General features: G+C 68.5%; 23 protein-coding genes and 1 pseudogene. 10 read left to right on the forward strand and 14 right to left on the reverse strand.

Annotated features, from left to right (window positions below; genetic code table 11):
- Positions 1-386: 386 nt before the first annotated feature.
- Positions 387-1,883, forward strand: coding sequence for a YVTN family beta-propeller repeat protein (locus ACZ4WS_RS41020; protein ID WP_467988281.1), 1,497 nt, complete (start codon positions 387-389; stop codon positions 1,881-1,883).
- Positions 1,884-2,635: 752 nt separating this feature from the next.
- Here ACZ4WS_RS41020 and ACZ4WS_RS41025 read toward each other — a convergent pair.
- The 5 genes from ACZ4WS_RS41025 to ACZ4WS_RS41045 form a co-directional block, all read right to left on the reverse strand.
- The gene (locus ACZ4WS_RS41025) at positions 2,636-3,079 is read right to left on the reverse strand and encodes a PIN domain-containing protein (RefSeq protein ID WP_467988282.1); all 444 of its coding nucleotides are present in this window, start codon (positions 3,077-3,079) and stop codon (positions 2,636-2,638) included.
- Entirely contained in the window at positions 3,076-3,336 is a 261-nt protein-coding gene (locus ACZ4WS_RS41030) for a ribbon-helix-helix domain-containing protein (protein ID WP_467988283.1), read from the reverse strand. The genes ACZ4WS_RS41025 and ACZ4WS_RS41030 overlap by 4 nt, the downstream gene beginning before the upstream one ends.
- A gap of 303 nt (positions 3,337-3,639) precedes the next feature.
- Positions 3,640-4,113, reverse strand: a complete 474-nt coding sequence (locus ACZ4WS_RS41035) for a hypothetical protein (RefSeq protein WP_467988284.1) — start codon at positions 4,111-4,113, stop codon at positions 3,640-3,642.
- Positions 4,110-4,436 (reverse strand): hypothetical protein, encoded by a 327-nt coding sequence (locus tag ACZ4WS_RS41040; RefSeq protein ID WP_467988285.1) that lies wholly within the window; start codon positions 4,434-4,436, stop codon positions 4,110-4,112. Before ACZ4WS_RS41040 ends, ACZ4WS_RS41035 begins: the two co-directional genes overlap by 4 nt.
- A complete protein-coding gene (locus tag ACZ4WS_RS41045; protein ID WP_467988286.1) occupies positions 4,433-4,786 on the reverse strand; it encodes a hypothetical protein in 354 nt (117 codons plus the stop codon). The genes ACZ4WS_RS41040 and ACZ4WS_RS41045 overlap by 4 nt, the downstream gene beginning before the upstream one ends.
- A gap of 321 nt (positions 4,787-5,107) precedes the next feature.
- On the opposite strand from ACZ4WS_RS41045, the gene ACZ4WS_RS41050 reads away from it, so the two are divergent.
- Positions 5,108-5,371: a hypothetical protein gene (locus tag ACZ4WS_RS41050; RefSeq protein WP_467988287.1), complete on the forward strand. Its 264-nt coding sequence runs from the start codon at positions 5,108-5,110 to the stop codon at positions 5,369-5,371.
- Between the two features lie 489 nt (positions 5,372-5,860).
- Here ACZ4WS_RS41050 and ACZ4WS_RS41055 read toward each other — a convergent pair whose 3' ends face one another.
- Positions 5,861-6,631: an SDR family NAD(P)-dependent oxidoreductase gene (locus tag ACZ4WS_RS41055; protein ID WP_467988288.1), complete on the reverse strand. Its 771-nt coding sequence runs from the start codon at positions 6,629-6,631 to the stop codon at positions 5,861-5,863.
- Positions 6,632-6,740: 109 nt separating this feature from the next.
- On the opposite strand from ACZ4WS_RS41055, the gene ACZ4WS_RS41060 reads away from it, so the two are divergent.
- The gene (locus tag ACZ4WS_RS41060; RefSeq protein WP_467988289.1) at positions 6,741-7,370 is read left to right on the forward strand and encodes a TetR/AcrR family transcriptional regulator; all 630 of its coding nucleotides are present in this window, start codon (positions 6,741-6,743) and stop codon (positions 7,368-7,370) included.
- A gap of 76 nt (positions 7,371-7,446) precedes the next feature.
- Here ACZ4WS_RS41060 and ACZ4WS_RS41065 read toward each other — a convergent pair whose 3' ends face one another.
- On the reverse strand, positions 7,447-7,776 hold the full coding sequence (locus ACZ4WS_RS41065; RefSeq protein ID WP_467988290.1) for a hypothetical protein: 330 nt from the start codon (positions 7,774-7,776) through the stop codon (positions 7,447-7,449).
- A gap of 111 nt (positions 7,777-7,887) precedes the next feature.
- Between ACZ4WS_RS41065 and ACZ4WS_RS41070 the strand changes: the two genes are divergently transcribed.
- Positions 7,888-11,187: an AfsR/SARP family transcriptional regulator gene (locus ACZ4WS_RS41070; protein ID WP_467988291.1), complete on the forward strand. Its 3,300-nt coding sequence runs from the start codon at positions 7,888-7,890 to the stop codon at positions 11,185-11,187.
- A 228-nt stretch (positions 11,188-11,415) separates the two neighbouring features.
- Here ACZ4WS_RS41070 and ACZ4WS_RS41075 read toward each other — a convergent pair whose 3' ends face one another.
- Positions 11,416-11,559: a hypothetical protein gene (locus ACZ4WS_RS41075; RefSeq protein ID WP_467988292.1), complete on the reverse strand. Its 144-nt coding sequence runs from the start codon at positions 11,557-11,559 to the stop codon at positions 11,416-11,418.
- A gap of 161 nt (positions 11,560-11,720) precedes the next feature.
- The gene (locus tag ACZ4WS_RS41080; RefSeq protein WP_467988293.1) at positions 11,721-12,182 is read right to left on the reverse strand and encodes a MarR family winged helix-turn-helix transcriptional regulator; all 462 of its coding nucleotides are present in this window, start codon (positions 12,180-12,182) and stop codon (positions 11,721-11,723) included.
- 82 nt (positions 12,183-12,264) lie between these two features.
- Between ACZ4WS_RS41080 and ACZ4WS_RS41085 the strand changes: the two genes are divergently transcribed.
- Together ACZ4WS_RS41085 and ACZ4WS_RS41090 are read left to right on the forward strand one after the other, a co-directional pair.
- On the forward strand, positions 12,265-12,633 hold the full coding sequence (locus tag ACZ4WS_RS41085) for a VOC family protein (RefSeq protein ID WP_467988294.1): 369 nt from the start codon (positions 12,265-12,267) through the stop codon (positions 12,631-12,633).
- A 5-nt stretch (positions 12,634-12,638) separates the two neighbouring features.
- The gene (locus ACZ4WS_RS41090; protein WP_467988295.1) at positions 12,639-13,583 is read left to right on the forward strand and encodes a DNA-3-methyladenine glycosylase family protein; all 945 of its coding nucleotides are present in this window, start codon (positions 12,639-12,641) and stop codon (positions 13,581-13,583) included.
- Positions 13,584-13,951: 368 nt separating this feature from the next.
- On the opposite strand, the gene ACZ4WS_RS41095 is transcribed toward ACZ4WS_RS41090, so the two are convergent.
- Together ACZ4WS_RS41095 and ACZ4WS_RS41100 are read right to left on the reverse strand one after the other, a co-directional pair.
- Complete coding sequence (locus ACZ4WS_RS41095) at positions 13,952-15,007, reverse strand: CU044_5270 family protein (RefSeq protein ID WP_467988296.1); 1,056 nt, start codon at positions 15,005-15,007, stop codon at positions 13,952-13,954.
- Positions 15,004-15,624 carry an RNA polymerase sigma factor gene (locus tag ACZ4WS_RS41100; RefSeq protein WP_467988298.1) on the reverse strand — a complete coding sequence of 207 codons (621 nt, stop codon included), beginning with the start codon at positions 15,622-15,624 and terminating at the stop codon, positions 15,004-15,006. The genes ACZ4WS_RS41095 and ACZ4WS_RS41100 overlap by 4 nt, the downstream gene beginning before the upstream one ends.
- A gap of 109 nt (positions 15,625-15,733) precedes the next feature.
- Between ACZ4WS_RS41100 and ACZ4WS_RS41105 the strand changes: the two genes are divergently transcribed.
- Positions 15,734-16,003, forward strand: a complete 270-nt coding sequence (locus tag ACZ4WS_RS41105) for a hypothetical protein (RefSeq protein ID WP_467988299.1) — start codon at positions 15,734-15,736, stop codon at positions 16,001-16,003.
- A gap of 429 nt (positions 16,004-16,432) precedes the next feature.
- On the opposite strand, the gene ACZ4WS_RS41110 is transcribed toward ACZ4WS_RS41105, so the two are convergent.
- Positions 16,433-17,311 (reverse strand): hypothetical protein, encoded by an 879-nt coding sequence (locus ACZ4WS_RS41110; protein ID WP_467988300.1) that lies wholly within the window; start codon positions 17,309-17,311, stop codon positions 16,433-16,435.
- 207 nt (positions 17,312-17,518) lie between these two features.
- On the opposite strand from ACZ4WS_RS41110, the gene ACZ4WS_RS41115 reads away from it, so the two are divergent.
- The 3 genes and pseudogenes from ACZ4WS_RS41115 to ACZ4WS_RS41125 all read left to right on the forward strand — a co-directional run bounded on the left by ACZ4WS_RS41115 (position 17,519) and on the right by ACZ4WS_RS41125 (position 20,846).
- Entirely contained in the window at positions 17,519-17,632 is a 114-nt protein-coding gene (locus ACZ4WS_RS41115) for a BBE domain-containing protein (protein ID WP_467988302.1), read from the forward strand.
- Between the two features lie 243 nt (positions 17,633-17,875).
- Positions 17,876-18,937, forward strand: a pseudogene (locus ACZ4WS_RS41120) (chitinase); the annotation flags it as partial.
- 238 nt (positions 18,938-19,175) lie between these two features.
- On the forward strand, positions 19,176-20,846 hold the full coding sequence (locus ACZ4WS_RS41125) for a lysyl oxidase family protein (RefSeq protein WP_467988303.1): 1,671 nt from the start codon (positions 19,176-19,178) through the stop codon (positions 20,844-20,846).
- Between the two features lie 76 nt (positions 20,847-20,922).
- On the opposite strand, the gene ACZ4WS_RS41130 is transcribed toward ACZ4WS_RS41125, so the two are convergent.
- Positions 20,923-22,395 (reverse strand): PLL family lectin, encoded by a 1,473-nt coding sequence (locus tag ACZ4WS_RS41130; protein WP_467988304.1) that lies wholly within the window; start codon positions 22,393-22,395, stop codon positions 20,923-20,925.
- 606 nt (positions 22,396-23,001) lie between these two features.
- The gene (locus ACZ4WS_RS41135; protein ID WP_467988305.1) at positions 23,002-23,292 is read right to left on the reverse strand and encodes a hypothetical protein; all 291 of its coding nucleotides are present in this window, start codon (positions 23,290-23,292) and stop codon (positions 23,002-23,004) included.
- Positions 23,293-23,325 lie beyond the last annotated feature (33 nt).

Consider the following 23,325-nt stretch of genomic DNA (forward strand, 5'->3'; position numbering starts at 1 on the left):
ACCACGAACGGCTGTCAGCCACCGCTACCGACGTCCTGACCAGCCCGCGAGACCTCAACGACCGCCCTGCCCATAGTTCGCATCGAGCGGCGTTCAGGTCCGCCGGCAATTTGACGTGGCCATTGAGACTTCGCCGACCTCACATGTCGGGTCGCTCGTTGTCGCGTCTTCAGTAGCTGGTCTGGATGCGCTTGTTGATGGCGAAGCCGCTGCGGTGTCATACATCCGGAGTAGACGTGGAGACGACACGTCGGTACGAGTTGACCCGGATGAACCATGTCATAACGCCAGAATCGAATAAGCGGCACATAAGCTGACGCGCGATCACAGTGCGTGATTGCGGCTTGTCGTCGGCGCCATCGGTATGGCCGACGGAGGCCGCCCTTATGCGTGAAGCGGAGGTGCCGGTGATCAGGCGCAAGACCAAACAGGCTGGGTCGCATCGCGGTCCGGGGCCCGAAAACAGCGGGCTTCGCCCATGGCCATGGGCGTGGCTGCGGGCCTGCATGGCCGGGCTGGCCATCCTGGCGGGACTGGCCTTGCCGGCCATCGTCTCGACCCCGGCCTGGGCCGACCCGGGCCCGAACGCCTACGTCGCCAACTCGAACTCGGACAACGTGTCGGTGATCGACACCGCCACCAACACGGAGATCCTGCCCCGCATCACCGTCGGCGACGACCCACGGGATGTCGCGGTCACCCCGGACGGCCAGCACGCCTACGTCACCAACTTCCTCTCGGACAATGTGTCGGTGATCGATACGGCCACCAACACGGTCACCACCACCATCCCCATCACCTTCGGCACCGGCGGCCCGATCGGTATCGCGATCACCCCGGACGGCACCCGCGCCTACACCGCCAACGACTCGGACAGTGTGTCGGTGATCGACACCGCCACCAACACGGTCACCACCACCATCCCCGTCACTCCACGCCCCAGCGATATCGCGATCACCCCGGACGGGCACGCCTACGTCGCCACAGTGATCACGGGCGTAATGTCGGTGATCGATACCGCCACCAACACGGTCAGCGACACCATCACCGTCGGCCCCCCCGGCACAACCATGTCCGGTGTCGCGATCACCCCGGACGGTGGGCACGCCTACGTCACCAACTCGGACTCGGGCGTCGCGGTGATCGATACCGCCACCAACACAATCACCGACACCGTCCCCGTCAGCGGCCACGGTGTGGCGATCACTCCGGATGGCGATCACGCCTACGTCACCAGCAACAGCACGAATGAGGTGTCGGTGATCGACACGGCCACCAACACGGTCACCGCCACCATCCCCCTCAGCCCCGCTGGCACCGGAGCGACCGGTGTCGCGATCACCCCGGACGGCGGGCACGCCTACGTCACCAACTCATTCTCGGACAATGTGTCGGTGATCGATACGGCCACCAACACGGTCACCGACACCGTCCCCGTCGGCGGCGGCCCGATCAGTGTGGCGATCAACCCGATCACCCCGCCGCCGTCGGCGCCGTCCTTGACCATCGACAAGACCCACACCGGGGACTTCACCCAAGGCAGGCGGGGCGAGTACACCATCACCGTCGACAACACGGGGACTGCCCCAACCGACGGCACCACGGTCACCGTTAGCGACACCCTCCCGACAGGAATCACCGCCGCCAGGCTCAGGGGCTCCGGATGGAGCTGTAACCGGTCCACCGTCACCTGCACCCGCAGCGACGTCCTCAACCCCGGGAACAGCTACCCGCCCATCACCCTGACGGTCCGCGTCGCCCGCAACGCCCCCACCGGCACGGTCAACAACACCGCCACCGTCACCGGAGGCGGCGACACCACCCCCGACACCGCCACCGACCCCACCACCATCAACCCCCGTGGTTCCTCACACCACCGGTGACGTCCCGCCCGTCCCGTACGACGGCAGCGAATTTGCCCGACAAGAACCGGCGCTCTGATCTGAGTAGTCGTCACCGGACCCTGGACTGACCTACGTGAATCGCATCCGGCAGAGCCAGGTCAGGCTCTGCCGGATGCGCATGACCGCGTCTCGATGTCGGCAGCGGTGACAGAAGTCGCCCGTCCCTATCCGTGCCCGATCGTGCGGGGAGTCGCGGGGAACCACGGTGGCCAGCGGGCACCGCGCGGCACCACGGCCCCTGACCGTTTCGCCTGGGGGTCAGTGCCAGATCCGTGCCAGGTCGTGCGGAGAACCACGGGGAATACCGGGAAACGGGCCAGGGGCCGAACGGGCGCCAACCCTGCTCCGGACGCAGGTCAACAAGGCGACGACCCCTAGATCACCTAAGCTTCCCAAGCTGAGAGTGCGAGTTCGATTCTCGTCACCCGCTCTATTTGAAGCCCCAGGTCAGTGACCTGGGGCTTGTGTATTGGTGAGCCGTTTCGGCGTTTTGCCGGCAGCCCTGGACTCAAAGATCGGGCACGTGGAGGGCACGAGCGCCTTGCGGGTGCAGCCCGCTCACGTTGCAGCACGGCGCTGACCTGTGACTTCACATCGGCCATCGGCAGGCTCGCGCGGTGAGAGCACTCAGCCCGCCCGTCCCGCACGGTGCCGGACGCGCACCGCGCGTCGCGAACGGAAGGGACCAAGTCGCTTGCGGATGCAGGCGCTTGGCCGCAGAGGATCTCGTGTCAGAGCGGGAGGTCGTCGGGCAGCACCCGGAACGCCTTGTGCCGGCCCAACGGGCGTACGGCCCGGAAGTCGCGTCGATCGAGGGTGAGAATCGCATCGGTGTCGTAGTCGGCGGCGAGCACCACGTTCACCGCGTCGGCGAGGTCCAGGTCGAGCGCGCCGTAGCGGACTCGGACGGACTGGGCGGCACCCAAGTGGTCCTCCGTGATCTCCGGCATCACGACACGACCCCGGCTCATCCAGCGCCGCAGGTCGTCGACCGCGCTGACGGCGGCCTCCCGCCCGAGCTCACGTGTGGCCACATGGTCGAGTTCCGCCAGCAGAAGCGGGGACATGATCAGGAGACCGGCCGCCATGATCGCCTCGTTCGCAGCCCCGTGCTCCGGGTGCGTCGAGTCGAGCGCGGCCAGGAGGCCGGACGTGTCCGCGATGACGATGATCACGCGGCAGTTCCCGAGTCCGTCTCGCCGCGGACGGCATCCGCGACCACGTCACGAACCTCCGCCCTGGACGGCGTGCGCCCCGACCCCTCGAACGTCCGCGAGAACAGCGGCTCGTCCCAGACACGGTTCGCCATCGCCGCGAGATGGATCCCCTGACGGATGATCTCGGCCTCGCTTATGCCCCGCCGCTTGGCCGCCTCCTTGATGATCGCCAGGTCCTCGGGGTCGGCATAGACGTTCGTACGCTTCATGGACATGTACCAAGCGTAGTCCATGTACTGGATTGATGTATTACAGTAATGAGCTACGGACTTCGATTGGACCGCGCCGCAAGGCTCAGCGCGGGCAGTGGCAGGATGTCGACCGGGCTCGGCCCCTTCTACGCCTCAAGTTCCCTCAGCGGCGGGCGGAGGCTTCCAGCCGACCGGACATCTCTTGGACCACGGCGAGGGAGAGTTCGATCTGGGCTACTCAGCGGGGGATGTCGAGCGACGCCGCAGACTAGGACGGGCATTCAACGTGATCACGGGTATCAAGGGCGAACTTCGTGGTCGTCGCCGTCACGAGCGGCCCTCGTGGTCAGCGAAGACCCGGTCGGCCATCTCATCAACCTGATCCAGCAGGTTCCTCAGCTCGGTGGTCTTCGCGCGGACGGAGACAGCATCCGCGAACTCCTCGTTGCGGATGTAGACGATCGGCTGCATGTCCCCGCCCGAGAGAGCGACCATGCCGGCCTCTAGAACCGGGTATTCGTCGCTACCCGCCACCTTCAGATTGTGACGGCAGTGATCGAAGTGCGGCCCGGTCTCGGTGCAGTCGCGGTAGAGCTGACAGGCGAGTTCCTTGCGGCGTTCGCGGGATATGAGCTGAGCGATGGCGCCGATGGTGGCCTCCGGATCCGGAGAGTCAGTGACGATATCGATGATCGTCTCGTACCAGGCGTCCAGGGCTGCGCTGCCGAGCCCGACCGCGTTAGCAGCGACGTGGTTGGCCTTGAGTTGGGCAATGAGATGCGCGGCGGGCGGTGCCGTCATGCTGCTGTCACCTCTGCTTCCACTCCGCACCTCTTGGCGAGGTGATGAAAGACGGTGCTGATCCAGGCCAATGGGTCGCTGCCCGGCGCCAGCGGCGCGCAGATGATTACACCGTTGATGAAGTCCTCTATGCGCTCGTCGAGGCGTCCGGCTTCCCGCATGCGGGTTCGGAAGCCTTCCATGATCTCGCTGACGGCGTCGGTACGCTCGGTGATGTCGGCGCACGAAGCACACAGCCCGTACTGGTTGCCGGTCTTGCCCGTGCGGACCGTGACGGCGGGGCCGCCCTCATAGACGCACACGGAGGTGTCACGAAGTGTCATACCGGTGTCACCTCCTGGTGCGCGAGGAGGTGATTGAGGGCTGAAAGACGGGTGCGTGGGTCCTGACCGACGGGGACGGCGAAGATCCGGTCGCCTTTCTGCTCCAGGTAATGCGCGACGTAGGCTTCGCGGAGTTCGGGCTCCAGGGCAGACATGTCCCACTCCACCACGCGGAGGCCGTACTTGGTGGTGAGGGCCTCGAAGTCCGTCACCGGGTCGGATGTGACGTCAGGCGAGCGGTTCGGGTTGCCGCTCTCCGACGCGAGAACTCCGCCGACTACCCGCCGCTCTTGCGCACCCTGGGACTCCGTGCGCCTGGCGTCGTCGATTGTTGCTGCCGTCTCCGGCATACTGCGCCTCCTCGAAATGAGCAAAGGGCTGTGGTCTCGTGGCGGGGATACGACCCGCCGCTGAGCTCCCCTGTCTTGATAGACGTCCCGTCAGGCACGGTCGAGGTGCATGCCTCGTTCGAGGGGAGCCACTCCGGGAAGCCGGTTACCTCTAGGTGAGAGCCGCATACAATGCGCCGCTTCAATGCGGACACCTCTGCAATTTCCAGTCACCAAACGATCGAATCTCGCCCAAGAACGACCATCGTCCGTACGTGTCGTCGCCGCTCAGCCACCCTGGCGACCAGGACTTTCAACTGATCAGAGCTGGCAGGAGAGGCAGTGGGGGAAGAACGTCAAGACGTGGACGGATACGTAACCGACCCGCCGGTGATCAAGCAGCTGATGATGATCGGTGAGCTGAAGGAGGCTTACGAGCTTGCCCAATCCGCAGCTCATCTCGGTTTCGGCGTTCGGATCAGCAACGTGATGAACACGCTTCCGGACCGGACAGTCCCCGGCAAAGAGGACCGCCTCCAAGAGACGTGGACGGTGGAGATCCTCGATGACGTGCCGCTGGACCCCGATGAGCTGAAGGGGCCTTGACACCTCCGAAGACGGCGCAGCTCCGGCGTCCTTGGCGCCGAGCAAACCGCACCTCGCCGGCAGCGTCTCGTGCTGCGGGCTCCCGGGAGGTCCGACATGTGCTGCCGCAACACCGCATCACGGCGCACCTCAGCAATGCCCTCTCCGCATGCCTGCCGGGGCTACAGGGCAGGCCAAGGATCCTCCTCGGAGCTTCGTGCCCATAGCGTGCCCTTAAGCGCGGAAAACAGCGGTCAACAGCGGCGCAAACCGGCCCCCACGACCGCCCAAGGAGATGACGTATACCCAGGTCAGAGGCATAGCTCCCGCCCGAGCGCCGTCGCTTCCCAAGCTGAGAGTGCGAGTTCGATTCTCGTCACCCGCTCCATGAAGAAGGCCCAGGTCGAAGACCTGGGCCTTGCTTGTTTTCCAGTGCGATCCGAGGGCGGCGTGAGCTGCCGACGCCATGGCAAGCACGCGGCAGAGACGGGAAGGCCCAGGGTCCGCGCGCTACGCGGCGATGACGGCGACCCCTGTCCTGCCCCCGTCGACGTCCACCACGGTTCCGTGCACGAAGGCCGCTTCGTCACTGGCCAGCCAGACCACGGCATGCGCGATGGCGTCCGGCGTGCCGACGCCACCGGCCGGTGTGCCCTTCATCATGATCTCGCCCGGATGGGGCTCGCTGCCTTCCGGGGCCGGGGGCAGGATCACGCCGGGCGAGACGGCGTTCACCCGGACGCCCATCGGGCCGAACTCCGCGGCCCACGCCCGCGTGAGCGTCTCCATGGCTCCCTTGGTGGAGCTGTAGAGCGCGCCGAGAGGAACGCCCAGGCGCGCGATCCACGAGCCGAGGTTGATGATCACCCCGCCACCGGACTCCGTCATGGCCGGGACGACGGCAGCGGTGAGGAAGAACGGCGCCTTCACGTTCACTCCGTAGACCTTGTCGAACGTCTTCTCGTCGGTGTCGGTGGTGCCGGGGGCCGGGTAGATACCGGCGTTGTTCACCAGGATGTCGATCCGCCCGCCCAAGGTCTCACGGGCCTGGTCGGCCAGGTCCCGGGAAGCCTCCGCGCTGCCGTCGAGGTCCGCCACCAGGAAGTCGGCCCGGCCACCGGACGTGCGGATCCCTTCGACGACCTGTGCCCCCCGTTCCCGATTGCGCCCGGACACGATGACGTGGGCGCCCTCGGCAGCGAACGCTTCGGCGATCGCCTGCCCGATATTGCTGGTCGACCCAGTGACCAGCGCCGTCTTGTTCCGCAGTCGTTCACTCATGACGCGATCTCCCTTGTCTCGCAGTGTGCCAACCACTGTGCGCCGTAGGAAATGGACCAGCAAGTCCAGAATGGCGGTACAGTGAGACGGGAGGAGGAGAGGAGGTCAGATGCCGAACGCACCGACCGCGAAAGGCCGCGCCACACAGGCCCGCATCGTCGAGGGGGCGGCCGAGGCGCTGCGCGAGCAGGGTGTCGCCTTCACGACGCTCGACGACATCCGCAGCCGCACCGGCACGAGCAAGAGCCAGCTCTTCCACTACTTCCCCGACGGCAAGGACGAACTGCTGCTGGCGGTGGCCCAGTTCGAGGCGGACCGCGTCCTGGAGGACCAGCAGCCGCACCTGGGGCGTCTGGACTCGTGGGCGTCCTGGCAGCAGTGGCGGGATGTTGTGGTGGAGCGGTATGAACTCCAGGGCGACCACTGCCCCTTGGGGGCACTGTTCCTGCAGGTCGGGCGGTCCCGCCCGGGTGCACGGGCGATCGTGACGGAGCTGATGCGCCAATGGCAGCAGCAGCTCGCCCGCGGGATGCGCGCCCTCCAGACGAACGGCCTGGTGTCGCCGGCCCTTGATGTGGACCGGACAGCCGCCGCGCTTCTGGCAGGCATTCAGGGAGGCGTGACCATCATGTTGTCCACGGGCGACTCGACCCACCTCAAGGCGGCTCTCGACACCGGCATCGAGCACCTCCGCGCGACGGCGAGTGAGCCGACGGCACGTAAGCCGGTACGGAGCTGACGACCTCGCGGTCAGTGGGCCGCCACGGGCGCGGTCCTCTTGCGGGCGCGGTACGCGGCTGCCTTGATCTCCGTCATCAACCGACCTCGACCGCGGCGATGTGCCCTTTCCTCCGGTCCGCGCGGAGCACTGCGCGGGCCGCCCCGAGGATCTCCTCGTCCATCTCCAGCCCGGAGGCCAGGACCTGGAGCAGCCGGGTCCGCCACACATCGGGGTCCGTCTCGTACGCGTACAGCACCCGTACGCCGTATCCGCCCCGCACGCCGTCGCCGCCACCGGACAACCGTCGGCGGACCGCCTCCCTCAGCACGGTGTGGAGGTCCTGGAGGACTCCTCGTGAGGTGTCGGTGAGTCCGGCCGCCGCCCCCATGGCCAACGCGGTGGCCACCAACTCCACTTCGGTCACGCGGACCCCCCTTCGGTTGTGCGGGTTGTGCGATGTCGTGTCCATCACCATGGCTGGGGGTGCTGCAATTCTGATGAAATTCCGATGACGTAGGGGAGCGGAGGCTTCGGGGTGGACGACGGATCTCCTCAGCTGCTGCGGTTAGAAGTGCTCGGACCGTTACGGGCATGGCGGGGCGGGGCGCCGCTGGAGCTGGGGCCGGTCAAGCGGCAGGCCGTGCTGGCCGCTCTGCTGCTGCGCCAAGGGGCCGTGGTGAGTCATGAGCGGCTGGTCGACGCGGTGTGGGGCGAGGATCCTCCCGCAGGCGGCCACAAGGTGCTGCCCACTCACGTCAACTCGCTGCGCAGGGTGCTCGATCCGGAAGGCACCCCGCCCGCGGAGTCGGTGATCCGCAGCGGCAAGGGCTGGTACCGCTTCGTCGTCGAGGAGGTCAGGCTCGATACGGCGGATCTGGACGAACGGGGCGACGAGGCGCTGCGCACCGTCGCGTCGGGCGACCTGGCTACCGCCGCGAATCAACTCTCCGCAGCCATCGGGCTGTTCCGGGGCGAGCCCCTGGCCGGGCTGCCGGGACCATTCGCGCAGGAGGAGCGGCAGCGGTTGGAGGAACGCCGACTGACGTTCCGGCTGGAGCGGCTCAAGTGTCTGGTCCTGCTGGGCCGGTTCGGCGATGCCCTCGACGACCTGAGCGGGCTGTCGGCGTCTTCGGCGGCTGACCGCTACGACGAGTCGCTGACGGCTTTGCGCATGCGGGCCCTGTACGGCCGCGGACGTCAGGCGGAAGCACTCAAAACCTACGAAGACCTGCGCGTACGACTGCGTGAAGAGCTCGGAACCGATCCCGGTGAGGAACTGCGCCGGGTGCACGAAGCGGTACTGCGCCAGGACAACGCCTTCCTCCTGCGTCCGCCCCCGTCGGTGCTCTCCGCACCGCGCGAGAGCGCCGTGCCCGCCGAACTCCCGCACGACACTCCGGGTTTCGCCGGCCGCACCGGCGAACTCGGCCGACTCCACTCGCTGCTTGCGCCCGCGCGGGCGCAAGGGACGGCGAACACCGTGGTCATCTCCGCCATCGGCGGCGCCGCCGGCATCGGCAAGACCGCGCTGGCCGTGCACTGGGCACACCAGGTCCGCGACCGCTTCCCGGACGGCCAGCTCTACGTCAACCTGCACGGCTTCGACCACGACCGGCAGCCCCTCGAACCCGGTGAGGCCCTTGAACTGCTGCTGCGCAGCCTGGGGCTCGCGGCGTCGGAGATCCCCCCGCACCACGAGGCCCAGGGCCGCGTGTTCCGGACTCTGCTGGCCGACCGGCGCATGCTCGTCCTGCTGGACAACGCGGCCTCGGCCGAGCAGGTACGTCCGCTGCTGCCGTCCGGCCCGACCTGCAGCGTCCTCGTCACCAGCCGCAACCGGCTCGGCGACCTCGTCGCCCACGACGGCGCCCACGCCCTGCCCCTGGACCTCCTCCAGCCGGACGAGGCCCGCGCACTGCTGAGCCGGACCCTCGGCACGGACCGGGTCGACGACGACAAACACGCGGTCGACGAACTGATCCGGCTCTGCGGCAGCCTCCCCCTGGCCCTGCGCGTGGCCGCCGCCAGGCTCGCGAGCGATCCGGCCCTGCGGACGGCCGACCTCGTCGCCGAGATGACCGAGGGCAACAGGCTGGAGGCACTGCAGCCGGACGGTGACGCCAACTCTCCTTTGCGTACGGCCTTTTCGGTGTCGTACCGGGTCCTGGCACCCGGCGCACGCCGGCTGTTCCGTCTGCTCGGCCCGTTCCCGGGAACGGAGTTCACCACCGAGGCCGCGGCGGCTCTCCTGGACGCGCCGCTGCCGCAGGCCCGGCGTCTGATCGGTGCGCTGGCCTCGGCCCACCTGATCGAACCCGCGACGGCGGCGCGTTACCGGTTCCACGATCTCCTCCGCGAGTACGCACAGGAGTGTGCGCTGGTGGAGGAGGCGGCGCCGGACCGTGAAGCCGCCCTCGAACGACTCCTGATCTGGTACCTGAACGCCACCCGAACCACCGCGGGGGCTGGGCTCTTTCCGGAGCTGCCCGGCAGCCTCCGTCCCGGCAGGCACCCGGGCATGCCGTCGGCCATCGCACCCGGACAATGGCTGGATGCGGAACGGGCGAATCTGCTCGCCGTCATCAACCATGCCGCCCACCACGGCCCCCGCCCCGTCGCCTGGCACCTGGCCTCCGCACTGTTCAGCCACTTCTGGATCCATCTGCCACGGAAGACCTGGCAGACCACCGCGCAGACGGCACTGGACGCGGCCGAGACCGAGAGTGATCTGTTCGGCCAGGCAGCGATGCACTCCAGCCTTGCAGCGGCGCGGTGGGACCGGGGGCATGTCCGACAGGCGATGGAACACGCCACACGCGCACTGGACATCAGCCGGGAGCTCGGTTGGGCGACGGGCGAGGCGTCGGGTCTCGGCCTCAGAGGCTTCGCGCGTTGGAGCATGGCGCGCCTCGATGGTGCTCACGACGATTTCACCGCCGGCCTGCGCATCTTCCGTGAGACCGGGAATCGCTACTTCGAAGGATTCGGGGTGGTCGGCCTCGGTATGGCCTGTCGGGATCTGGGCCGGCTGCACGAGGCCGCCGACCATCTCGAACGTGCTGTCGGCCTTGAGACGGAGGTCAGCTGGTGGGACGCCGGCTCGGCCCTGCAGATCCTGGGCGGGGTGTACTGGGAACTCGGCCATCTCACCGACGGACTCGACCTCCTCGGCCCAGAGGTGGCCTCCGACAAGCGGGCCGGTTACCGCGACGGCCACGCGATGATGCTCGACGCCATCGCGAAGATCAATGTCGCACTCGGCCGCCACGACGAAGGGCTGGAGCAGGCCGAGCGAGCCTTCGCGCTGGTCGAGGACACGAAACGACACTGGGTTCAGTCCGGCATCCTCAACACGGTCGCAGCCGCCCGCCGACGACTGGTACAGCTGGACCGGGCTCTTCAGGCCGGCGAGCAGGCTCTCGCCCTCGCCCGCGAGGCGCGATTCAGACGAGCCGAGGCGGACAGCCTCCTGTGCCTCTCCCTCACCTACAAGGAAACGGGCCGGTACGACGAGGCCCGCGCCCACGCCGAACAGGCGCTGGCCCTGGCTCGCGACCACTCGTTCCGCGTGGTGGAGGGCCAGGCCCTGACAGCCCTGTGCGAGACGGCGGAGGCCGAGGAAATACACGGCACAGCCGTCGAGCTCGGCCAGGAGGCCCTCGCCGTACACCGCGAGACCGGCCACCGACTCGGCGAGGCCCGCACCCTCACGGCACTCGCCCGCGCTCACCGGAAGACCGACGGCGCCGCCGCTGAACTGATGAGGCAGCAGGCATGGGACATCTTCTCGGACATCGGCGTGCCCGAGACGGAGTACGGGGATCCCGACCGGTGACGTCTCCTCAGCTGAGCCCGTCAGTCCCGTTCCCGACCGTAGCCAGGACATGTGATCCGGCCCATAGCGGCAGGCGCGGAAAACCGCGTGGGCCGAAGCCATGCCCAATCCGTGCCCGTAAGGGCGGACAACCACGGTCAACAGAGGTGCGAGACGGCCCTCGCGGCGCCGCACTTGCAAGACATTTGCGCAGGTCAAGGCTATAAAGACCGCCCAAGCGCCGTCGCTTCACCATTGGCTCTCGGAGGGCTCCTCTTTGTGGTGCGCGGGGTTGTCCTTGTGGTGCTTCGCACGCTGAGTGCGCACCATCCCCTCGAGTCCGGCAGCCACCTCGCGCTGCCGCTCCTCGTCGGAGTGCCGATAGATCAACACGGCACTCTCCGAGGAGTGCGAGCCGAGGTGGACGAGAGGGTCCTTGTCCGAAGGGGTAACGGCCTGACGTGGGCGCCTCGTTCGTCACCGGATGGCCCGTCAGAGGGCGCTTCCGTCGGCTTGGTGGTTCGTCGCGCTGGGCCTGACGGCGGGTCGGCGGGTTATCCGCCGAGAGCCGCCGCCATGCGGTCGAGGTCGGCGAGGAGGGCGGCCAGGCGCCGCTGCGGGATCGCGTCGACCATCTGCCGTTCGATGGCGTAGACGGCGGACCGGGCCGCGTCGAGACGGCGACGGCCCTCTGCGGTGAGGTGAGCCGGAAGGGCGCGGCCGTGGTCGGTGGTGGCGGGCCGGGAGATCAGGTCCGCGTCCTGGAGACCGCGGAGGACGACGTTCATGGACTGCCGGGTGACGAATGTGCCGCGCGCCAGTTCGGCGTTGGACAGGCCGGGCTGCTGGTCGAGGAGTTCGAGGCACGCGTACTGCGGCACCGTCAGGCCGTGCTCGCGCAGCGCTTTGTCCATGGCACCTCGCAGCGCCGCAGCGGAGCGCTTGAGGCGGTATCCCACATGCTCGGTGACGTCATCAGCGGGATGGGGCGGTTCGACGGGCTCCAGATCTTTCATGTCAGGATTTTGACATAGGCAATCGCCGTGCATACAGTCACGCATGTCAAAGTCCTGACATCGAAGAATCGAGGACGAACCCATGAGTGTCACCGTCGACGGCCCTGACTTCATCGCTCTGCAGGTACGGGACGTCGAGGCAGCCGCCGCCTTCTGCGAAAAGCACCTCGGACTGCGACGGGCACCCGCCTCGCCTCCCGGTGCAGTGGTGTTCGCCACCGAACCGATCCCGTTCGCCGTCCGCGAGCCGCTGCCCGGCGTGGATCTCGACGCCGCCCAGCCCGGTCTCGGGGTGGCCCTGTGGTTCCGCACCTCTGACGCCCAGGAACTGCACGATCAGCTCGCCGCCGCCGGAGTGCCCATCATCAGCGCGCCCAAGGACAGTCCCTTCGGCCGCACGTTCACTTTCACCGGTCCCGAGGGCTACGCCATCACGGCACACGGAGGCTGACGGCCGTGACCGCCGTCGCCGTCACCCCATCCGGCCCCTTCTCGCTCGCGGCGAGTGTGCGGTTCCTGGAAGGCTTCACCCCCGCGCGCCACCGCAGGGCGGCGGACGGGATGCTGCGCCTGGCCTTTCCCGCCGACGACGGCCACTCGACGATCGCCGTCGCGGTGCGGCAGGAGGAGACGGCAGACGGCACCACAGGCAGGGTACGGGCCGAGTTCACCGTCCACCCCGGCGACGCGGTCCCGTCCCCGGCGGCCCCTGTGCCGGCCGGGGACGGGACCGACAACGCCGTCCGGGCCCAGCTCGCCCGCATTCTCTCGCTCGATGTCGACGGCAGCGGCTTCCTGGCACTCGCCACGGTCGATCCCGTGGTGGCCGGGCTCATGGCGGACTATCCGGGACTTCGGCCGGTGTGCTTCTCCTCGCCCTACGAAGCCGCCGCATGGGCGGTCATCGGCCACCGTATCCGCATGATCCAGGCCGCCGCCGTCAAGGCCCGCCTCGCCGAGCAGCACGGACAGCGTGTCCAGATCGCGGGCCAGACCCTGCACGCCTTCCCCGCCCCGCCGGCCCTGCGCGAGATCAGCCGCTTCCCCGGCCTGACCGACGTGAAGGTCCAGCGGCTGCACGCACTGGCCGAAGCAGCCGCCGCCGGCCAACTCGACGCCGCACGACTGCGTGCGATGCCGGCGGACGACGCCCTCGCTGCGCTGCGCACCCTGCCCGGCATCGGTCCCTTCTCCGCCGAACTCATTCTCATCCGCGGCGCCGGACACCCCGACGTCTTCCCCCGCCACGAACCCCGACTGCACGCGTCCATGGCCGACGCATACGACCTCGGCGAGACCGGCTCCCACGACGTGCACCGGCTGGCCGAGATCGCCGACCGATGGAAGCCCTACCGCAGCTGGATCGCACTCCTGCTACGCACCCGCGCAGCGCTCAGCTGACGTCACCGGAACCACCGAACCGCTCTGGCTGCTCGTTGCGCTGGGCGTGACGAGTCTTGCTGAGCCGCTGGTGCCGGACGAGTTGTGGGGGTTGTTCCAGCGGGTGGTGCCCGAGGCTGACGTGTCGCCAGGCGGCGTTGACATCGTTCACATCTCACTGCCGCCCCACCCCGGCTCGGCCGGCGCGCTGGGCGTCGGTGATCCCCACGGCCGGCGCGCTGGGCACGGCGACAGCGATCACACTGACGGCAAGCACCAGTGGCTCCCAGCACAGCCCCCGACCACACAGGGGCCTGGCACTTCGAGGATCCCGCCGCCCTGACCAGGCTGAGGAACCGCTGCGCGCGACCCCGTCCGCGCAGCCGGGGTCAGCCGTCGGTCTTGGCGGGTTCCTCGCCATGACGGTCGACGACCGCGCGCTCCATCACGGCGTCGATGCCGTACAGCGTGTCGGCCGTGATGCCCCTGGCCTTGTCCTTGGCCATGTACGACCGCGAGCCGAGGTAGGCGAGCGTGTCCTTGTCGAAGATCCACTCGTCCCGGGTCGCGGACCCGGCGTCCTCGCGGGTGATGCCGATGCCGTGCCGGCCGGCGGCGTCGACGGCGTCGGGGATCTGGGTCACACCGGGAATCCTCTCGACGGCCTTGTAGAGAGCGGAGGCGGTTGCGGGCGGCATGATCGTCGAGCGCAGCAGATCGCCGATCATCCCGAAGACGGCCTGGTCCTTCGAATCACTCTTCTCCACCCTGGTCTGCGCGTAGACCAGCTTGAGCAGGGCCTCGGGGTCGGTGGGCAACGAGGCCAGCCACTTGTAGGTGGGGTGGTCGATGCCCGCTCGGACGGGATCGGTGGACTCGATGGGCAGTTCCTGACCGGGCATGATGGCGTCCTTGCCGGTTTCACGGGTCCAGCCGGTCCTGGTGACGGGGCCTTGGGTCTGCGCGGTCCACACTTCCTGCTTGTGCAGGGCACCGAGCCGCACCGGGCCGTTGAAGTCGCCCGTGTTCCCACGGAGCAGGCTCTCGACGTACACGAACTGGCCGTCCTTCACCGGCGTCGCGTCGGTCTCCATGGCCGCGGCGGCGATCCGGTCGAGGGTGACGGAGGCGATGTTCACCTTGGCGGGTGCGGTGGTGGATCCGGCCGCCGGGGCGGAGCTGTGCCCGCCGCCGGAGAAGGTGATGACCAGCGCCCCGGCCAGGGCCATCGACACGGCCGGCAACACCAGGACCGGGCGCGGGAGCCGGCGGCGCGGTGCCGTGGACGTCTGGGTGGAGAGGGTGTGGTCGCGGTCGATCTGCTGCATCAGGGCTTCCTTGTAACGGAGATGACGGCTCGGCGAGAGGTCCCATTCGGCCGATGCCAGCAGTTCCTCCGCCTCACTCCGGGCGGACCCGGCGCGGGGCAGGTTGTCGGCGTTCATCGGGTTTCCTCCTGCAGGAACAGGGCCGCGAACGCGGCCTCACTCTCCATCTCTCCGCGGGCGCCCGGCGGTTCCGCTTTCAGGCCCCGAAGTTGGCCGGAGCTGAGCCGGGCCAGTCGCGCCCGGGCGCGCGAGAGCCGCGACCGCACGGTGCCGACCGGGATGCCGAGCGCCTCGGCGGCCTGCTGGTAGTCCAGCCCGGACGCCACGCACAGGGCGAGCACCTCCCGGTCCTGGCGTCGCAGTTGGCGCAGGGCGTCGTGGACCACCGCGAGGCGGCGGGCGTCGTCGATCCGGCCGGCCGTCTCGTCCGCGAAGTCCTCGACCGGGCGGGGTTCGGGGCTGCGCGCCAGGAAGGCGAGCCGCCGGCGCAGACCGCGGTTGGCGTTGTGCGCCTTGTGCGTGGCGATGCCCAGCAGCCACGGTTTGAGTGAGCCGCCCTCCGGCTCCACCTTCTCCCGGGTGCGCCAGGCGGCGAGGAAGGTCTCGGACATCGCCTCCTCGGCCTCCGACCAGTTGCCGGTCAGCCGCAGGGCATGGTTGTAGACAGCCCGCGCGTTCTGGTCGTACAGGTCGGCGAACGCCGCACGGTCCCCTGCCCGTATGCGCGCACGCAACGATTCCGCTGGTTCTGTATGGCTCACACTCTTTACTCTCCGCCGCCCCGGCGCGGTTCCTGTGGCCTGCGCCACACCACTGTCGGAAGGGGCAGGGTGCTGCCGAAGCGTGAGTATGGCAGCCCGCGCGTCCATCCCCCGGTCCCGAGCTTGCACCGTCGGCAGCTCAGGTGCGACGAGCGCACGTACAGCCGCCGTGTGCGGTTGCGACGAGTCAACTTCGGGGCTTCCGGGGCTCCCCGTACGGCACGGGATCACGCCACAGGCCGTTCTCGTCGGCTTCGACGACGGGATGATCGCCACCGCGAAGGGCGAGGAGCTGACCCGGGCGCTGCTCGCCCAGGGCCGCAAGTGCCCGCGTCCCTCGCCGCGGTGGTGATCAGCGCCGTGGCGGCGTGGGCACTCGCCCGGGACGGCGGGGAGGGGCCGGGTGATCCGCAACTGGCCGCCCCTCGCTCGTCCTGGCCGCGGGGGCGACGGCAGCCTCGATCGGACTCGGCGGCCAAGACCTCGCGCCGGACCGGACGCCCGCGATCCGCTGGGTACCCGCAGGGCGGTACATGTGCTGCTCCGCCCCCGGCGGGTGTGCCGACGCAGGTGGCGACCTGGACGCTGCTGCCGCCCGGCTCGGCGGCGGGCACCTGGACGGCCCTCGTCCTCGCGGTCGTCGGCACCGCGGCCTACGGCTTCCCGGGACCGAGGCGGTAGCCGGTACGAGCTTCTCGTATCAATGTTCCACTCCTGCTAGGTACTTGACCGGGCGCCTCGGCGTTTACGGGGCGCTCTTCTTCGTCTCCCACCGCTCCGGTCAGCGTTTGAGGGAGGCGGCGTCGCCCATGACGATCACCGGGTGCTGGGCGGGGTCGAGGGTGCGCAGCAGCTCCTTCATGTGCTGCTTCGCCACGCTCACGCAGGCGTGCGTGGGGCCGCCGTGGTCGACGTGCAGCCAGATGCCGCCGCCCTTGTCCGCGCCGAGGGGGCGGGTCCAGTCGAGGGGCGTCGTTCCGGGCTTGTGGTTGTAGTTGATCGCTACGACGTAGTCGAAGGAGCCCGCGAGCGGCTCGCCTTCGAAGCCGGTGCCGTTGATGGTGAACCCGCGCCCGTGGTCGTACGGCAGCTTGGTGCCGGGGTTGGGCAGCAGTCCGCCCGCGTCGGTGAGGGCGAACACGCCGATGGGCGAGCGGAGATCGCCGACGTGATGGTCGTCCGTCCAGCCTCTGAGAGCGTTGTGGGCCGGCCAGGTGGCTCCCGGCTCCCAGCCCGTGCCGGTGCGCCGGTACAACACCACCTGCGACGTCGAGGAGTTCTTGCCTTGGCCGGTGACCAGGACGACCTGGCGTGCGGTGTCGGGGATCTCGGCCAGCGTCCGGGGCCCCAGGCCCGGCAGTCGCGCGGGGCCGGCACTGTTCGAGGACGCCTGCCCGGGCCTGGCCCGGGTCGTGCCGGGGGCGGCGGACACGGTGGCCGATCCGTCATGCGCACCTACGGCCACCGGCCGGCCGTCGTCGGCCGGCCTGACCCCCGGCCCCGTTCCGCCACATCCGGTGAGCGTGACGAGCAGGGCCAGGCCGGCGGCCGGTATCCCGAGACGACTCGCGCCGAGGGTTGTAGAGGGGGTCGCTTGTTGATTCCCGGCCGAGACACGAAGGCACAGGCGTCCGGACAGACGACGAGTTGATGAAGCCATGATCGTCAGACTGAAGGAGACGTGTGAGGAACTCGTCAGCTCCAGACCCCCGGCCCGGAGCTGCGACCAGCCGACCGGCATGCCGGGATCGGCGGTGCGGTCAGGTGGCGACCCGGGCCTTTTTGCTGCTCCCTATGTCACTTGGTCTCGGGGCTGCTGCCGCTTCCCGCGTGCGCATTCCCTCAGGGAGTGAGCTGCTGGTGTCCTATGACGGAGAGCAGTTCGAGCTTTCCCTGGCTGTCCGTGCCGGGGCGCGCGGTCAAGGCCGCCTGGGACCCGGACAACCTGCTCCGCTTCAACAAGAACATCACCCCGTCCTGACCAGCGCCGGCATCCGCGTCCCCGCGCCCTCCCCGAGCGGCCCGCAAGCCTTCACCCGCCCATCTCCCCTGCCCACTCAGGTCAGTTAACTGTAAAGAACCTTGACAGATAATTGGTCTAGTCCAACTATGGACGCTGTTCGCCCCTGGTCGAGGGGAGTTCTCCCGCACGTACCGGCCGGGGCGGACATCCCGCATGTGTGCCCGCTGTCCCCGCCTGCACTTTTTCCTCATGGGAGCGTCAATGAGACGACCTGGTCCTCTTCGTACGTTGCTGTCCTGCATGACCGTGACCGCCCTGTCGGCCGGGCTGGTCGCCCTCGGGGGAGGTGGCGCGTTCGCCGCGCAACCGGAGTCCTCGTATCGCGCGAAGCCCATGCCCGCACATGTGGCGGCGCCCTACTTCGAGGCGTGGACCGGTGAGAGCCCGGCCGCGCTCGCCGCCGAGTCGGGCAACAAGTACCTCACCATGGCGTTTCTCCAGACGGACGCGGCGGGCTCGTGCACCGCGTACTGGAACGGCCAGACCACCCAGCCGATCGGCAAGGCCACCTTCGGCGCCGACATCGCCACGATGCAGGCGCGCGGCGGCAACGTCATCCCGTCCTTCGGCGGCTACAGCGCCGACACCACCGGCACCGAACTGGCCGACAGCTGCACCAGCGTCGACTCGATCGCCAAGGTGTACGAGAGTCTCGTCACGACGTACGGCGTCTCCCGCATCGACCTCGACATCGAGGCCGACTCCATCAACAACTCCGCCGGGATCGACCGCCGCAACAAGGCCATCGCCAAGGTCCAGCGCTGGGCCGAACACACCGGCCGCAGCGTGCAGTTCTCCTACACCCTGCCGACCACGAACACCGGCCTCGCGCCGAGCGGCGTGGCCCTGCTGCAGAACGCCGTCGACAACGGCGCGCGCGTGGACGTCGTCAACATCATGACGTTCGACTACTGGGACGGCGCCACCCACGACATGGCGGCCGACACCGAGACCGCCGCCGCCGGTCTGCACGACCAACTGGCGGCCCTCTACCCGAGGAAGAGCTCGGCGAAGCTCTGGCACATGATCGGCGTCACCGAGATGCCCGGCATCGACGACTACGGCCCGGAGGAGACCTTCACCACGCAGGACGCCGTCACGGTGGAGAAGTGGGCCGTCGCCAAGGGCATCAACACGCTCTCCTTCTGGGCCCTCCAGCGCGACAACGGCGGCTGCGTGGGCACCGCCGGCGCCAACTCCTGCTCCGGCATCGCCCAGGACACCTGGTACTTCAGCCACACCTTCGAGCCGTTCACGCGCGGGGTCCGCGTCAGCGGTTGAGAGCGTGAGCCGGCACATTCGGCGGCGTGGGGCCTTCTTTTACTCCTCCGTTCCTCCTCCTTTTCCTCCCCAACAGGCAACCCTTGCACAGCTTTCACTCGTCTCACAGGATGCTCACAGATTTGGCCTCCGGGCACGTGGGGCGTGCCCGTACCGTCGGCCGGTCGTGGGCTGTCCAGTCAGCTGCCGCTTGACCACGGCACTCGCAGACGAGGAACCGATGACCAGTCAGCAACACCGCAGTCGCTTACAGCGTTCGGCGTTCGCCGCAGGGGCCGCGCTCACCGTCTTTTTCGCCGGGGCCGGGGCCGCTCCAGGGGCCGGGGCGGCCCCTGGCAGCACGGCCGGGGAGCCGAAGCTCAAGCTGATCGCCGCGTCGAACTCCGTGACGCTCGACCGCTGGGAGGGGGAGCCCGGGGTCTACCTCGACCTGGGTACGTATCTCACGGTCGACGGTGCGCCGCTCGAGGTCAAGGTGACCCGGAAGTCGTACAAAGACCCTGTCGTCGCCAAGCAGATCTTCCGCAACGGAAGCAGTACGCGGGCCAAGGCACTGCCCGCCGGGCTGGTGAAGGACTTCTCCGGTCTGCCCGGCTTCCTTCAGGTGTCCGTCAAGAACGCGGCCGGTGCGGAGGTGGCGAAGAGCAAGGGGACCTTCTGCCCGAACAACGCCTCCGGCCGGATCCGTCCGGACGCACCGGCGACGTCGAAGTATCCGGAGAGCTGCTCCACCAACCCGTTCACGCTGGGCTCGGTGTGGGGCGTCGAGAAGGGCTGGGCGTCCAACTCCAGCACGGTCGACTACGACAAGCCGGTGGACCTGCCGGCGGGCCAGTACACCGCCAAGGTCTCGGTCGCGAAGAAGTACCGTGACCTGTTCGGCATTCCCAATGATCAGCCGACCATCAAGCTGACGGTTCGACAGGTCAGCAACGGAGGTGGGGAGGGAATGGCCTCCTCCTCGCCGTCCTCCGAACATCACAGCGGTGGGCATGGCGCGCACTCCGCGCCCCACCACTACGGTCCCCGTGGCGCCGACGCACCCACCCCGTCCGCCCTGTCGCACGCCCTCGAAGACCGGGGCATGGCGCACCACCTGGGTGACGGCCCCGGGCACACCGACGGCTCTCGCATCGCACCCGCGCTGAAGCCCCACACCAAGCGGCCCACCGGCCGGGCCGGCGTCCCTGCGAACGTGCCCAAGCCGGACCTGCGTTCGCTGCCCGCCTGGGACATCGCCATCACCGACGGCGAGGACGGGGACGTACCGGGCAAGGACTATCTCGCCTTCAGTGCCAACGTCTGGAACGCCGGTCCCGCCCCCCTCGTCGTGGACGGCTTCCGCAGCCCCGGCAAGGAGCTGATGGACTCCTACCAGTACTTCTACGACGCCGCCGGCAAGCAGGTCGGATACACGCCCAGCGGCACCATGGAGTGGGACCCGCGGGAGGGCCACGAGCACTGGCACTTCACGGACTTCGCGAGCTACCGGCTGCTGAGCGCGGACCAGAGCAAGCAGGTGCGCAGCGGCAAGGAGGCGTTCTGCCTGGCCAACACCGACGCGATCGACTACACGGTGAAGAACGCCAACTGGCACCCGTACAACACCGACCTGTCGACCGCCTGCGGTCAGCAGAACTCGATATCCGTCCGTGAGGTCCTCGACGTCGGCTCCGGCGACACGTACACCCAGTACCGTCCCGGCCAGTCCTTCGACATCACCGGCCTACCGAACGGCACGTACTACATCCAGGTGATCGCCAACCCCGAGAAGCGGCTCCAGGAGACCAGCCTCAGCAACAACGTCTCGCTGCGCAAGGTCGTCCTGGGCGGTACGCCGGACGCCCGCACGGTAACCGTCCCGCCGTACGACCTGATCAACACCCCGTAAGAAAGGGCCGGTTCACGCCACCGCGCACGCCCCGACCGGGTCCCGGCCGGGGCGTGCGCGCTCAGGTGATGGTGTGTCAGAGGCTGCCGGTCACCGAGGTGCCGAGGATGGTGCCGGAGACTCCGGTCAGGGCCTTGGAGTTGGCGTCGTCCCAAGAGCCGCTGCTGTGGCGGATGGTGTGGAGCAGCTTCCCGTCATCGGTGACGAAGGTGGCCTGGAGTTCGCCGTCGACCCTCGCGGCGCCCACCGAGTTGATGGTGAGGCCCGAACCGAGGACGCCCGAGAGGCTGTTGAAGGTGTCCCAGGTGCCGTCGGAGTGGCGGATGGTGTGCACCTGCTTGGCGCCGGAGTTGCTGATCACGATCATCTGGAGCTCGCCGTCGACACCGGCGACGCTGACGTCCGTCGGGGTGCCGGAGTCGCCGGCCTTGCCCTCCACGTTGCCCCAGGAGCTCCAGCTGCCGTCGCTGCTGCGGATGGCGTGCCGCACGGTGCCGGGGACGACGACCGCGACCTGGAGTTCGCCGCCGACGGAGGCGATGGACACCTGGCTCGCAACACCCGCGTCGCCGGTCTGGGAGTAGACGCTGCCCCAGTCCTGCCAGCTGCCGTCCTCGTGCCGGATGGTGTGGTACAGCTTGCCGTTCGATACGGCCACGACGTGCAGTTCCGTGCCGATGGACACGGCGGAGATGTCGGTGATGTTGGTCAGCTGCCCGGCGACGTGCTCGACGCTGCGGAACGGCGACCAGTCGCCGTTGTCGTAGCGGATGGCGTGGTAGAGGGTGTCGTCGGTGCCGACCGCCAGCACATGGGTGTCATCGCTGACCGCGGCGTCCGCGACGGCCCGGACGTTGCCGATGCTGCCGCTCTGGCCTTCGACGTTGCCGAAGCTGGTCCAGCTTCCGTCGTCCTTGCGGATGGCGTGGTAGACGTTGCTGCTGGTGTTGACCAGGGTCTGCAGCTTCCAGGAGGCGGCCGGGGTGGCGGGGGCGTCGGCGGTGATGTTCTTGTAGCGGAGGGCCTTGTAGTTGTAGTACGGGAGACCCGCGATGTTGCCGCTGTCGATGTCCGCCTGGCCGTACGCCATGTCTATGTCGGGGTTCGCCTCCTGGTAGAACTTGAAGGTTCCCGCCGTCTTGTCGATCCACTTCACGAAGAGAACGACGTGCCCGTCCGACGCGTCGTTGAGCGCGTCTCCTGGCAGCAGGTCTCTCTTGTCCGAGAGCGTTGTGGATACGGCCGAGTCGTCGAGCGTCGCCGTGGTGCGGCTGCTGGTGAGGTGCCACGCCATCGAGACGAAGCCGGAGCAGTCCTGTCTGTAGGTGTGATCGCCGTCCACGTCGCTGGTGTACGAGGACTGGCTGTACTGCACGTTGCGGTCGTACCAGTTCTTGGCACGTGAGATGACCTCCGTGCGGGAGATGTCCCCACCCTGGGTCGAGGCGGCCGAAGCCTGCTGCGGCAGCACAAGGCCGGTGAGGGCGACGGCGGAGAGCGCGGGGAAGAGAACGAGGGCGCGACGGGTGCTCTTGGCGAGTGCGGACATGGTCGTACTCCTGAATGTGGGCAGGGCTCAGCCCTGGAAGTGAGTGCGGGGAGGAGACAGCGAGGAGAGGTGGAGCCAGGGCTTGTCGTTCGGATCACGCCGGCTTCGGGCTACGGCACCTGAAAGCGCCGGTGAGCGGGGGCAGATGTGCGTGCCAGACCCCGCGGCCCAGGCGTGATCCGAACGACAGGCCCTGAGCGAAGGGGCCGGCACAGACGGCTGCCCTGCAGGTGCAGCCGTGGCGCGCGCCTCCGGACTACTGCCAGATCATGTCGTCCAGGATGAAGATGAAGGGGACCGCGGCGGTCTGGGCGAAACGGATGCTGGTCATGGCGAGAGCCCTTCCTGAGGCGTGGCGACGAAGCGTGGATACGAGGGACGGAACCGGCCCGTGTCCCGCGGTGACGCGGTGCCGGTGGTGCCCGCCGGGGGTGTTCCCTGCTGGCGATGCCTAGCTTCGTCGCAGCTCAACCGGGGTGGAAGGGGATTCGACTGGCCCCAAAGGGCCTTGGCCCATTCGGTCCAGCGAGGGTCTCAGGGGGTTCACAAGGCCTACAGGGTTCGCAGTGGTCGCAGCGCTCCCAGTGGTCGCACTGATCACAGCGATCACAGGAAAGGGGCGATCAGGGGAACCTGAGCCGTGACCAGCCGCCACTGGCGCAGCGACGGACACCGCGCGAGCGCGCGCCGGCACGCCAGAGCGGCGCGCAGTTCCGCCTCGTCCAGGTCGGCGGCGAGGAGAAAGAGACCGAGTACGGGGTGCGGGCTCGCGCCGGGGTGCGCGCTGACGTGCTCCAGGCGGTCCTGCGGCTCGGCGTGTGTCAGCACCAGCTGTGCCGTCCGCTCGGGTAGCGCCTGGCCAGGGGGGCCCTTCAACTGGACGTGGACGAGATACATACGACCACCGTCCCAAGCCCTCACACCTGTGAG

This window comes from Streptomyces sp. NPDC029292 (assembly GCF_055569295.1).